Raw genomic sequence first — 12,335 nt, 5'->3', positions numbered from 1 at the left:
TCGCCATGCACGTCAAGGGAATGGAGCCGCCAGCATACGATGTCCGCGGCATAAAGGGAATGGCACTTGCTTTCGCCGTCAGCGTCCGCGGTGCCGACCACCTCACCAGCGGCGCCTACGGAACCGAGCTCGTCGGCAGGTGGTGGAAGTTCGAGGGCGTTGACAGGACCAGGGGCGAGAACAAGGGATTCGAAATAGCGTTCCACGAGAACCTCATGGCGGTCTACGACGCCACCGGAACGTGCAAGTTCTCAAGGCACATGTACTTCCTCGAGGGCTTCCCGCCGCTCGTCGAGGCCATCACCGGCATGAACATCGGCGAGGCCGAGCTGATGGTCATCGGCGAGAGGATAATGAACATCGCCAGGGCCTTCAACGTCCGCGAGGGCTTCAGCAGGAAGGACGACACCCTGCCGTACAGAATCATGTGGGAGCCGATCCCGGAGGGCGTCAGCAAGGGCCTCCACGTCCCGCCGTGGGAGCTCGATAGGATGCTCGACGAATACTACCAGGCCCGCGGCTGGAGCAGGGACGGAATCCCAACCAAGGCCAAGCTCATGGCCCTCGACCTCCCGGACATCGCGGAGGATATTGGGGCTGGGATTTGATTTCTGCCCCGTTCTTTGCTTCTTCCTTATGGAGTTAAATATAAGAACCCGATGGAGTATCCTTTCTTCGGTGTGAATCATGGAGAGGAAGCTCACCGATTTCATCGGCCATGCCTCCAGGAAGGATAACGGTTTAACCAGGGAAGAGCTTGAGAGGGTTCTTAAGAAGGCCGCAGATTTAATCAGGACAAGGGTCGATTACAAGTATATCCTCCTTCTGCTCTTCCTGAAACGTCTGAGCGACGAGTGGGAGAAGGAGTTTGAGGAATACGTTAGGAAGCTCATGAAGGAAGGTCTGGACAGAAAGACCGCCGAAGAGCTTGCCCTCAAAGACAGGGAAGCGTACACGATTAACTATCCACCTGAATACCTCTGGAGGAAGCTCCGCGAGAAGGACATCGAGAGCCTTCCCCAGAACCTCTCGCAGGCGCTCAAGAAGCTCGCCGAGCTCAACCCCAACCTGAGGGGTGTCGTTGACCGCTTTGACTTCATGGAGTTCATGCTCCACAGGGACAACGCTGAAATACTCAGGCAGCTCTTCGAGCTCTTCAGCGGGCTTGACTTAAAGAACGCCTCGCCCGATGTTCTTGGCGATGCCTACGAGTGGATTCTGAGGTATTTTGCCCCGCAGAAGGCCAAGGAGGGTGAGGTTTATACCCCAAGAGAGGTCATAAGGCTTCTAGTTGAAATCCTCAAGCCGGAGCCGGGCGAGGAGATTTATGATCCATCTATGGGTTCTGGTGGCATGCTCATCGGAGCTTATCTCTACGTTAAGGAGCACCGCGGAGCGGATGAGGCTAAAAAGCTCTTCCTCTATGGCCAGGAGGTCAACCCAACCACCTACGCTTTAGCTGAGATGAACATGATACTCCACGGCATTAAGTCGCCAAAGCTGGCAGTCGGTGATACACTGCTACGGCCACAGTTCAAGGACGGCGAAAGGCTCAAGCGCTTCGATGTGGTTATAGCCAACCCTCCGTGGAACCAGGACGGCTACGGCGAGGAGACTCTCAAAAAGGCCGAGTTCAAGGAGGAGCGTTTCAAGTACGGCTATCCGCCGAACAACTCAGCAGATTGGGCATGGATCCAGCACATGCTCGCGAGTGCAAAAGATAACGGAAGGGTCGGCATCGTCATAGACAATGGCGCACTCTTCAGGGGCGAGGCTGAAAAGAAGATAAGGGCGAAGATACTCAAGGACGACCTGCTTGAGGCGGTGATACTTCTCCCGGAGAAGCTCTTCTACAACACCGGCGCGCCGGGGGCTATAATGGTCTTCAACCTCAACAAGCCGAAAGAGAGGAAGGGAAAAGTCCTCTTCATCAACGCCTCACAGGAGTACGAGAAACACCCCGAAATAAGGAAGCTCAACCGCCTCGGCGAGGAGCACATCAGAAAAATAGTTACCGCTTTCGAGAAGTTCGAGGACGTTGATGGCTTTGCGCGCGTCGTTGACCTGGACGAGATAAAGGAGAACGACCACAACCTCAACGTCACCCTCTATGTCTTCCCGATGGAGGAAGAGGAGGAGATCGATGTTAAGGCCGAGTGGGAGGAGCTGAGGAGAATTAACGAGGAGCTGGCGAAGGTTGATGAGAAGATCGAGGGGTATTTGAGGGAGCTGGGATATTGAGGAAAGGGTTTATTAAATACCAACCTTAGAAATTGTTGGGTGAAAAAATGGCCACAAAAAAGAAGTCCAAAAAGAAAAAGTACAAGCGCATCCACAACCCGCTTACAGGAAAATACTATCTCGCCGAGATTCAGCCCAACGGGCAGTATAAAATAGTGGGACTATGGCATCCTCCCAAGAAGAAGAGCACAAAGAAAAAAGGGTCGATTTGGGATCTTCTGGGTTGAGGGGCTATGGTTAAGGTGTTCGTTGATACGAACACAATAGTCCACTGGGCGATTTTGAAGAAGGGTATTGAGAGGCATGGCGAGGGGCTAATTAACAAATATCGCAAGTTGGAGCAGTCCTATCGCCTTGTTGAAGGGGCTATCAACGGGACGTTTAAGGCGGAGTTCTACACCTCAAACCTCGCACTGGCGGAGATGACGAGGGCTTTTGCCGATTTTTTAATCTCCGAGAAAATGCGTTCGGAAGGAATAGCGGCCCTATACTGGGGAAAGTACTTCAAGGACTTCCTGCTCACCGGTGAGGAGTTCGACGAGTTTCTTGATGCAATTATCAAGCTCTCAAATCTCATCAGGGAACGGCTGAACGTTATTGAGGACTCAGTGTTCGACGTTGAATACTATCCCTTCTTCGTTGCAAGGGCTGGACTAATGACGCAAGATGCAATACTCATCACGACGGCGATAAAGCACGGTATGGATTATTTCGTAACCATGGACCGGGACTTTCACGATTTGCTGGAGGACAAGCGCATAAGAAAAAGAACGAGAAAGTTCTTCGAGGAGAGGAATTTCAAAATTGTAAGGCCCGGGAGAATGATACAGATTTTGGAGGGACTATAAAATGCTTGAGAGCCTAATGAATGACTACATTCTTCTTCAGATTTTTCCGGCACTATCAAATCCGGAGTTCCTTAACAAACTTGGAGCTATTGCCATGATAATCGTTGGTCTTCTTGTAGAGAAACACTTTATCTCCCGTCCCTCACTCTTTGCCAATGTTATAGCGCTGAATACTTATCTAATTGCTAGGGGAATCACAGAACCATTATTATGCCTGTATGCCAACGTGGGGTTAATCCTTGGGATTATTGCAATCTTGGCATATTGGAGCGATACATCACTGTCAGGCTTCTTTTATGCTGTTGCATTCATGTATAACTCCGCATTTGTGGGTGTCATAATATTGATGTTTTGAGAGGTGAATCCGATGCATACTCAGACTAAAACTAGGTTCAAGAAAACCCCACTCAGCGAGATTCCAGAGGGGTGGGAGGTCATTAAAATAAAAGATGTTATCAAAGAGGCTAAACCAGGATTTGCAAGCGGAAAACGTGATGAGAACGGGATAATTCAGCTTAGAATGAACAACATCACTACTGAGGGCAAGGTCACACTAAAGGAATACTTGGAAGTTCCAGTCCGAAGCAACATTGAAGATTATCTCCTTAAGCCGGGCGATGTACTGTTTAATAACACGAACAGTGTTGACTTAATTGGTAAAACAGCTATATTTCGTGGCGAGTGTGAGTTTTGTACATATAGCAACCACATAACAAGAATCCGGGTAGATTCTAGTCGAGTTATCCCAGAGTGGATAATGTACTATTTTATGGAACTTTGGAGAATCGGATACTTTAGACAGATCTGTGTTAGATACGTGGGGCAAGCAAGTATTAAAAAGGCAGATTTATTAAATATACCTCTTCCTCTCCCACCCCTCCCCGGGCAGAGGAAAATCGCCGAGATACTCAGAACGGTTGACGAGGCCATCGAGAAGACTGACAAAGCTATCGAGCGGACGGAACGCCTGAAAAAGGGCCTGATGCAGAGGCTTTTGACTAAGGGAATAAAGCACGAGCGGTTCAAGAAGACCGAGCTGGGCGAGATTCCCGAGGAGTGGAGGGTTGTCAAAGTTGAGGACATCATCACAGAAGCGAAGCCAGGCTTTGCAAGTGGAAAACGAGACGAGAATGGCATAATTCAACTTAGAATGAATAACATAACCACAGATGGACGGGTCGTACTTGACCAGTATCTGAAAGTTCCAATACCAAAGAACAAGAACATTAACGATTACCTCCTAAGACCTGGTGATGTGTTGTTCAACAATACCAACAGTGTTGATTTGCTGGGTAAAAGTGCCGTCTTTAGGGGGGAATGTGAGTTTTGCACATACAGCAACCACATAACCCGTATTCGCGTTAAGAATGATGTTACAATACCCGAGTGGCTTGTTTACAATTTTATCCGGCTTTGGCAGATACAGTATTTCAAGCAAATCGCCATAAGACATGTGGGTCAGGCGGGAATAAGAAAATCTGATCTTCTAAACATAAGGCTCCCCCTCCCGCCCCTAGAAGAACAAAAGCAGATCGCCGAAATACTCTCCACCGTTGACAGAAGGCTCAAACTCCTGAGAAAGAGAAGGGAGAAGCTGGAGAGGGTCAAGCGCGGGCTGATGAAGGACCTGCTGACGGGGAGGAGGGTAAATTGTGTAGACTAAACTTTCTTTGTCGGGTGAAAGGTATAAATACCCTAGATGGTTATAACATAATTATCTTGTGGGCAGGTGGTTGCTCTCCTCGCCGTTGGGCTTTCAGTGAATCCACAGGCAACTATCACCCTCCTACAAATAATCGCGGGGGTGATATCAGTAATCCAGTATTTACAAGATATCACAATGGGCGGGGGTGGGCCCCCTGCGGCCGGAGGGTGATAAGGGGCCCACCCATCTCATACATGCCTTGGTGGTGAGGGGAGCGCCGCTGTAAGTCCCGCCCAGGGGGTGTTGGACTATAGGGGGTTCGAATCCCCCACCTCCGCCCACAAGAGTCCAATCTCAAAAAATCAGGTGAAGTTCTGACTTGCATGAATATTTAAAACCAAAGGGTTTATCCATAAACATCCAACCTCTCTGATGGTCCCGATGTTTATAAATAAACAGGTGCCCTCCATGCCCGCTCAAACCCCCGAATACCTCCAGTGCGAAAAGCCCATCATCGATCGGTTAAAGGAAAAAGGCTGGACTTACCGGAGGGGCATTGAGGTCCTCGAAGACAAAAACGAGCCCCTCCTGATCTCAAGGTTGAAGGACGCGATAGTGAGGATAAACGGAGTTAGCGAGAGGGAAGCGGAGGAGGCAATCAATCTCCTCAAAGCTACCCCTTTCGGCGTTGAAGGTTCCCGCAGGGTTCTCGACTACCTCAAGAACGGCGTTCCCGTGAAGGATGAGGAAACCGCTCAACCGAGGAGGCTGATGCTCATTGACTACGAAAACCTCGGAAACAACGAGTTCCTCGTTGCCAACCAGGTCGGCTACCCGTTTAAGACCAAGATACCCGACCTGATCCTCTACGTCAACGGCATCCCGCTGGTCATAATCGAGTGCAAAAAGCTCGATGTGAGCTGGAAAAAGGCCTACGAGCAGATTAAAAGCTATGAGAAGGAGATGCCCGAGCTCTTCAAGTACGTGCAGATCGGCGTTGCGGTTGGAGATAAACCTGTCTATTTCCCCATAGTGCCGTGGCTCAGCAGTGTTCCAGTCTATGAATGGAAGGGCGAGAGCTTTGATGAGCTGGACAACCTGGTTGAGCTTTTAAAACCTGAGACCCTCCTTGACGTCCTCCGCTACTTCACCTTCTACCGTGAGAGCGGTGGAGCTTTTACAAAGGTTCTGCCGAGGTACATGCAGTACCGGGCGGTTAGGGAGATAGTGAGCATCGCTCTGGCCTACGCGAGGGGCGAGACGGAAAGAAACCGGGGTTTAATCTGGCACTGGCAGGGAAGTGGAAAAACCTTGACCATGATATTCTCCGCCTATAAAATCAAGCGCCTGCTCGGCAACCCCACGATTTTCTTCGTCGTTGACAGGAGGGAGCTGGAGAGGCAGCTGAGCGGCGAGCTTAAAGCCGTGGGGCTGAGCTTTGAAGTCATAGATTCAATCGAGAAGCTCAAGGAAGTCCTAACCCACGCAGATGGAAAGAGGGGAACGTTCATCACGCTCATCCACAAGTTCCGCGCCGAGGACCTCAATGACGTGCTGGAGGGTCTCAAGAGGGAAAGCCGGAGAAGAAAGACAATAATGAACCGCAAAGACGTCGTGGTTCTCATAGACGAAGGACACAGAACCCAGTACGGCGAGCTTGCTTCGACTATGCGCTCGATACTCAAGAGCGCGTCCTTCTTCGCCTTTACGGGAACCCCGATAGCAAAGAAAGGGCGCGACACCTACGCCACCTTCGGCTATAAGGACAGGCCCTACCTCGACAGGTACTTCATAACGCAGTCCATCGAGGACGGCTTTACCGTGAAGATAGCCTACCAGGCGAGGCTTGAGGAGGACGTTCACCTAAAGAGGGAGCTCCTTGAGGCATTTCTCTCATCGAAGCTTGAGGAAATCCCGGAGGAGTACCGCGGAAGGGTGGAGGAGAAGCTCAAGAAGAGGCTCAACGCGATAAAGGTGTTCCTGAAAAACCCGAAGAGGATCGAAACCATAGCCCAGGACATAGCAAGACACTATAGGGAGAGCGTGGAGCCGTTTAAAGCAATGGTGGTAGCGGTTGACAGGGAGTCCTGCGTCTTATACAAGCATGCCCTCGACAAGTATTTGCCAAGGGAGTACACCGAGGTCGTGATGACGTTCAACCGGGATGAGGGCGAGGTTATTAAGGAGTATCAGAGGGAACTTGAAGAGCGTTTCCCAGGAAAAGACATGGCTGAAATCCGCGAGAGAATTCGTGAGGATTTCAGGAACAAAGAAACTCCAAAAATCCTGATAGTTACCGATATGCTTCTCACAGGCTTTGACGCCCCGATCCTTCAAACCATGTATCTGGACAAGCCGCTCAAGGAGCACAGGCTCCTTCAGGCAATAGCGAGAACCAACAGGCCCTTCATCAAGAACGGCGAGAACGTCAAGCCCTTCGGCCTCGTTATAGATTACGTGGGCATATTCAAGGAGTTGAAGAGGGCACTGGAGATCTATAACGAGGCTGACATCGAAGGAGCCGCTTACAGCGTCGAAGAGATAAAGGAAGAGCTCAGGAAAAAGATCTCCAAGGCTATGGGATACTTTGATGGCCTTGAGCCGGGAAGAGGTAGGGAGGCCATAATGGCTGCCGTTGAAAGGCTCTTTAGAACAAATAAAGGGGAGGAGTTCGGGAGGCTGTACAGGGAGATAAGGCACCACTACAAGCTCCTCAGGGAGGACAGAGATGAGTTCAGGGAAGCCTTCAAATGGCTCACGGAGGTCTATTATGCATACAGAGCGAAGGTTGATGGCGTTCCGCCGGAGGTCGAGCTCAAAGCCGACGAATTCTTCAGGGAGGCCCTCAGGTTCATACATGAGACAGTAGACATAGAGGAGATAAAGACTGACTTTCCAATAATCGAACTTGACGATGAGTTCCTTAAGAAAGTAATGAGGGAGAGGGATAAGCGGAGAGCGTTTACCAACCTCATATTCTCGGTCAGACACTACGTAAACACCCACAAGGGACCTTTAACGGAGGACTTGGTTGAGCAGGTAGAGAGGATAATCGAAGCTTGGAGGCACAAGAAGGAAGAAAGAAGCACGTAAAGACCAATACTAACGAGCTGATCAGAGGGGTTAGAAAGTTGCTCAAGGAGACCGGGGGGCTCAGGTTCCCCCGCTGGACAGAGAAAACCGAGATCGTCAGCGAAGTCTCGCGGAAGGTTATGCTCTTCATTGTAAGGGAATATAAGGAGGAATGCGACGACATCATCAAGACGCGCAACGAGCTCCTAGAGGTGATCAAAAGGTGGGGGTAGAGTACCGCGTAATTCGGAGGGACGTTAAGTATCCCCGCATCGAGATAAGCCCCCTTGGGGAGGTTAAGGTAATAGTCCCACCGAATGCAGAGGCTGAGGATCTGGTGAAGAGAAAGAAGGAGTGGATAGAGAAGAAGTTAAGGGAAATCGAAGAAGCCAAGATGAAGTTTCTCCAGCTTTCCAATAAGCTCATACTCGACGGGGAGTTCTACGAACTCATCGAGTCGGAGGAGTTCGGGGTTAATCCAAAGTTTCACGTGGTTCTCCTGCCCAAGGACGATTTGGGGATGCTAAAAAGATGGCTGAAAAGCCAGCTGAGAGAAGAGCTGGAATTCAAGGTGAGACTCTTTTCATCGGTCTTTGGGGTAAAGTACAGAAAAATCTACATCCGCTTCCAGAGGACTAAATGGGCGAGTTGCTCTGAGAAAGGAAATCTAAGCTTTAACCTGATGCTTATGGCGCTGCCAGAGGAACTTAGGGACTACATCATAATCCACGAGGTGGCCCACCTCAAGTTCCAAAAGCACTCCCGCGCATTTTGGGAGCTCGTGAGAGAGTATTATCCAGATTACATGCGTGCCCAGAGGGGACTGAGAGAGTACTGGCTTGCGCTCCAGTACAACGAGGTGTGGAGAAAGCTGAGAGAGGTTTAGACGGACGAGTTTTAAGGGGGCAAAGTTCGTCGAGGGACAACTTTTGGGGAACAAGTAGGATGAGTTAGTATGTCCTTTAAACTGACTTGCGGGTGAGGGTTTTATTGAAAAACCGGCTTTTTAGTAGATTTCCCAATTTTAGGCGCTCGAAGAGCGCCAAGGGCAGTGAAACATTGAGAAACAGCGATTTAAACTGAAAACCACTTTGGAAAATCACGAATTCAAAAAAGACATACAAACTTTGATCAAACTTTGCGCAGGCAAAGTTTGTATGGCGCCGGGGCAGGGATTTGAACCCTGGTGGGCAGAGCCCACTGGCTCTCCAGGCCAGCGCCTTCCCAGGCTAGGCTACCCCGGCGCATAAAGGAGAGGAATCAGGAGATGAGCTCGATCTCGATGGTGACGTCTTCCGGAACGCGGATGCGCATGATCTGGCGCATGGCCCTTTCGTCGGCCTCTATATCGACGAGCCTCTTGTGAACGCGAAGCTCGAACCTGTCAAAGGTGGCGGTGCCCTCTCCGTCCGGGCTCTTCCTGGTGGTGATTCTGATCCTCCTGGTCGGGAGCGGTATAGGCCCGCTCATCCTGACGCCGGTCCTCTCGGCGATCTGCTTGATCTGGTCGGTGACCTCGTTGAGGGCCTTAATGTCCGTGCTCGCAAGCTTAATCCTTGCCTTCTGCATTTCCGTCCCTCCTAAGGATTAAGGAAGTAAAGGAAAGGTCAGAGAAGGCCTTCACTCGGCCTTCTGAACGGAGATGACCATACCGGCAGCGACGGTCTGGCCCATGTCACGGATAGCAAAGCGGCCCATCTGCGGGATCTCCTTGACCGGCTCGATGACCATCGGCTTGGTCGGCCTGAGGACGACGATGGCGGAGTCACCGGTCTTGATGAACTGCGGGTTCTCCTCGACGATGTTGCCGGTCCTCGGGTCGAGCTTAGCCAGGAGCTGCTCGAACCTGACGGCAACCTGGAGGGTGTGCGCGTGGAGGACCGGGGTGTAGCCAACGGTGATAGCTGTTGGGTGGTTGAGGACGATGATCTGGGCCTTGAAGGTGTCCTTCGGCCTGACGACGGTCGGCGGGTTGTTGGTGTGTCCGGCAACGTCACCGCGCTTTATGTCGTTCTTACCAACGCCACGGACGTTGAATCCGATGTTGTCACCCGGAAGGGCCTCGGGCATGGACTCGTGGTGCATCTCGATGCTCTTGACCTCACCCTGGATGGCCTTGTGGAAGATCGTTGAGGCCGGCTCGAAGATGACGACGTCACCGACCTTGAGGACACCGGTCTCGACACGGCCGACCGGGACGGTACCGACACCCTTAATGGAGTAGACGTCCTGGATCGGGATGCGGAGCGGCTTGTCGGTCGGCTTCGGCGGCTCCGGTATCTGGTCGAGGGCCTCGAAGAGGGTCGGGCCGTTGTACCAGGGCATCTTGTCGCTCTTCTTAACGATGTTGTCGCCCTCCCAAGCGCTGGTCGGGATGACCTGGACGTTCTTGTAGCCGAGCATCATGAGGAGCTTCTTAACCTGCTCGGCGACCTGCTTGAACTTCTTCTCGTCGTAGTTGACCATGTCCATCTTGTTGACGCTGACGATCATATGGTTGATACCGAGGGTCTTGGCGAGGAAGGCGTGCTCCTTGGTCTGCGGCATGACACCGTCGGTAACGGCAACGACGAGAACGGCGGCGTCAGCCTGGCTGGCACCGGTGATCATGTTCTTAACGAAGTCCCTGTGGCCCGGAGCGTCGATGATGGTGATGTACCTGTGAGGGGTCTCGAACTTGGTATGGGCAACGTCGATGGTGATACCCCTCTCGCGCTCCTCCTTGAGCCTGTCCATGACCCAAGCGAACTTGAAGGACTTACCCTTCTCACCCATCTGCTCGAACTTCTGGATGATGTTCTCCGGAATGTTCTGGCTGTCGAACAGGAGCCTTCCAACGGTGGTGCTCTTTCCGTGGTCGACGTGTCCGATAAAGACAATGTTAATGTGCGGCTTCTCCTTAGCCATTTCCATACACCTCCAAACTTTGGTCTAGTCCGATTGACTAGGATGGCTTTTTAAATCTTTCGAACCTCGGCCCCCTCGGGCGGGAAACCCACCATTTATCGGGGAGGCCTCACGAGTTCCGTGCTTAACTTACGAAGCGGGTTTAAAAAGTTAACTAATGGGTTTTGGACGGGAATTTGTTAATTTTCAGGACGGCACTTTAAAATCGGCCAAATCCCAAACCCGCCAGCCTTCGGCGTTCAACCTTTCCTTTCCGCCAACTTTCCTGGCAACCAGCCCCCAGTGCTTTTTCCAGTCTTCGAGGCCAACCAACTCGCCCTTCCTCCCCAGGTCCTTCAAAATCCCCCGCGCTTCCCTCTCGCTCAAGTCCTTCCACTTCACCTCAACGAACAAAGCCTTTTTCTCGCGCTCGTTCAACGCGAGGAGATCAATCTCCTCCCTTCTGTGCCACCAGCGACCGAGTTTCGTGAAGTGGAAGCCGGTGAGCTCGATGAAAACCTCCGGACTTCCAACAAGTCGTTCGAAGGCCGAACCCATATAGGCGTTGAAATCCTTCTGCGAACGCTCCCAGACGTCCTTCGCCAGTCCAGCCTCAAGGTAGCTCCTGTTCGGGAGGACATACCTGAACCAGAAGGAGAAGTAGTTGTCGTCTATGGAATAGAGTCCCCTTTTGCTGGCTTCTTTGGCCGTTGCGGTGACGGAAACCTCCCGCCGGACTATTCCAAGCCTCCGGAGGACGCCCAGGTACTTGGAAACGAGGCTCTTGTCGAGCCCGGTTGCGTTCACAATCTCCCCAAATCTATTCCTCCCACCCGCTATCGCCTCGAGTATCGCGAAGTAGTTGGCCGGCTCCCTGAGCTCTTCCCTCAGGAGTATTTCGGCCTCCTCGTAGAGAAAGGCACTCTTTGAGAGGACGTTGTCAACGACGTTTTCGTTAAAGTCCTTCCCAGGCTCGAACTTCAGGAGGTAAGCCGGAATCCCTCCCACCACACCCCAGACCTTCACGAGGTCTTCGATCGAATAGCCAGGAAGGAACTCACCGATGTAGAAGAAGGGAATCTCCGTTAAGCGCCACTGCCCGGTCCGTCTTCCGTAGAGCGGGCTTTTGTAACCCAAAACCTCCGTTTCCATGGCTGAAACACTCGAACCGCAGAGAATCAACATTATTCTGCCCTTCGAGAGCTTCAAGTCCCATGCTCTCTGAAGGAGCGAGAGAACCGGCCGATAGCGTTCTATAAGCAGGGGAAACTCGTCAATCACTAGGACAACGCGTTCATCACGTACTCTCTCAGCAAAGGCCATCAGAAGCTCATCAATATCGTGGAAAGAGATTCTGCTGAATAATTCATCGCCGAGGAATTCTGCGAGGAGCTTTTGAAGCTCGCGGAGATTATCATGGTACGGTTTTTCCGTTGCGAGGAAATAAACATGGGGTTTGTCCCGAGCGAACTGGAGGAGCAGCTCGGTCTTCCCAATCCTCCTGCGACCGTATATAATGAGCAGTTCGGCTTTGTCACTGCGGTATCTCTTCTCCAGAAACTCAAGCTCCCTCTCCCTGTCCACGAAAGTTTGTCTACTCATGAGTATAATACTCGTGCTTCAACTATTTAAGAGTTTCGCGA

General features: G+C 51.6%; 12 protein-coding genes and 1 tRNA gene. 9 read left to right on the top strand and 4 right to left on the bottom strand.

The annotated features are described in order from the left end of the window. The 9 genes from APY94_RS03410 to APY94_RS03375 form a co-directional block, all read left to right on the top strand. Positions 1–608, top strand: a 608-nt coding sequence (locus APY94_RS03410) for an aldehyde ferredoxin oxidoreductase C-terminal domain-containing protein (protein WP_211259694.1), incomplete at its 5' end; no start/stop codon positions are given. Positions 609–687: 79 nt separating this feature from the next. Beyond that, positions 688–2,241 (top strand): N-6 DNA methylase, encoded by a 1,554-nt coding sequence (locus APY94_RS03405; protein ID WP_058938299.1) that lies wholly within the window; start codon positions 688–690, stop codon positions 2,239–2,241. 47 nt (positions 2,242–2,288) lie between these two features. Further along, entirely contained in the window at positions 2,289–2,468 is a 180-nt protein-coding gene (locus APY94_RS03400; protein ID WP_058938298.1) for a hypothetical protein, read from the top strand. Positions 2,469–2,474: 6 nt separating this feature from the next. Continuing rightward, on the top strand, positions 2,475–3,089 hold the full coding sequence (locus tag APY94_RS03395; protein WP_058938297.1) for a PIN domain-containing protein: 615 nt from the start codon (positions 2,475–2,477) through the stop codon (positions 3,087–3,089). 1 nt (position 3,090) lies between these two features. Further along, a complete protein-coding gene (locus APY94_RS03390; protein WP_058938296.1) occupies positions 3,091–3,444 on the top strand; it encodes a hypothetical protein in 354 nt (117 codons plus the stop codon). 12 nt (positions 3,445–3,456) lie between these two features. After that, on the top strand, positions 3,457–4,752 hold the full coding sequence (locus APY94_RS03385) for a restriction endonuclease subunit S (RefSeq protein ID WP_058938295.1): 1,296 nt from the start codon (positions 3,457–3,459) through the stop codon (positions 4,750–4,752). Between the two features lie 414 nt (positions 4,753–5,166). Further along, complete coding sequence (locus APY94_RS03380) at positions 5,167–7,827, top strand: type I restriction endonuclease subunit R (protein WP_245610398.1); 2,661 nt, start codon at positions 5,167–5,169, stop codon at positions 7,825–7,827. 38 nt (positions 7,828–7,865) lie between these two features. Next, positions 7,866–8,039, top strand: coding sequence for a hypothetical protein (locus APY94_RS13605; protein ID WP_245610397.1), 174 nt, complete (start codon positions 7,866–7,868; stop codon positions 8,037–8,039). After that, positions 8,030–8,692, top strand: a complete 663-nt coding sequence (locus APY94_RS03375; protein ID WP_058938294.1) for a M48 family metallopeptidase — start codon at positions 8,030–8,032, stop codon at positions 8,690–8,692. Before APY94_RS13605 ends, APY94_RS03375 begins: the two co-directional genes overlap by 10 nt. Positions 8,693–8,964: 272 nt before the next feature. On the opposite strand, the gene APY94_RS03370 is transcribed toward APY94_RS03375, so the two are convergent. From APY94_RS03370 to APY94_RS03355, 4 genes are all read right to left on the bottom strand, one after another. Continuing rightward, positions 8,965–9,050: transfer RNA gene (locus tag APY94_RS03370), tRNA-Ser, on the bottom strand. Positions 9,051–9,066: 16 nt separating this feature from the next. Further along, a complete protein-coding gene (rpsJ, locus tag APY94_RS03365; protein ID WP_058938293.1) occupies positions 9,067–9,375 on the bottom strand; it encodes a 30S ribosomal protein S10 in 309 nt (102 codons plus the stop codon). A 51-nt stretch (positions 9,376–9,426) separates the two neighbouring features. Then, positions 9,427–10,713 carry a translation elongation factor EF-1 subunit alpha gene (tuf, locus tag APY94_RS03360; RefSeq protein ID WP_058938301.1) on the bottom strand — a complete coding sequence of 429 codons (1,287 nt, stop codon included), beginning with the start codon at positions 10,711–10,713 and terminating at the stop codon, positions 9,427–9,429. Between the two features lie 186 nt (positions 10,714–10,899). After that, entirely contained in the window at positions 10,900–12,294 is a 1,395-nt protein-coding gene (locus APY94_RS03355) for an ATP-binding protein (RefSeq protein WP_058938292.1), read from the bottom strand. Between the last annotated feature and the right edge of the window lie 41 nt (positions 12,295–12,335).

The sequence above is a fragment of the Thermococcus celericrescens genome, assembly GCF_001484195.1.
GTDB lineage: Archaea > Methanobacteriota_B > Thermococci > Thermococcales > Thermococcaceae > Thermococcus > Thermococcus celericrescens.
This window is presented reverse-complemented; position numbering and strand designations above follow the sequence as displayed.

Coding starts and splice junctions, on each gene's coding strand:
- APY94_RS03405 (WP_058938299.1), top strand. CDS start 688: ATGGAGAGGAAGCTCACCGATTTCATCGGCCATGCCTCCAGGAAGGAT.
- APY94_RS03400 (WP_058938298.1), top strand. CDS start 2,289: ATGGCCACAAAAAAGAAGTCCAAAAAGAAAAAGTACAAGCGCATCCAC.
- APY94_RS03395 (WP_058938297.1), top strand. CDS start 2,475: ATGGTTAAGGTGTTCGTTGATACGAACACAATAGTCCACTGGGCGATT.
- APY94_RS03390 (WP_058938296.1), top strand. CDS start 3,091: ATGCTTGAGAGCCTAATGAATGACTACATTCTTCTTCAGATTTTTCCG.
- APY94_RS03385 (WP_058938295.1), top strand. CDS start 3,457: ATGCATACTCAGACTAAAACTAGGTTCAAGAAAACCCCACTCAGCGAG.
- APY94_RS03380 (WP_245610398.1), top strand. CDS start 5,167: ATGGTCCCGATGTTTATAAATAAACAGGTGCCCTCCATGCCCGCTCAA.
- rpsJ (WP_058938293.1), bottom strand. CDS start 9,375: ATGCAGAAGGCAAGGATTAAGCTTGCGAGCACGGACATTAAGGCCCTC.
- tuf (WP_058938301.1), bottom strand. CDS start 10,713: ATGGCTAAGGAGAAGCCGCACATTAACATTGTCTTTATCGGACACGTC.
- APY94_RS03355 (WP_058938292.1), bottom strand. CDS start 12,294: ATGAGTAGACAAACTTTCGTGGACAGGGAGAGGGAGCTTGAGTTTCTG.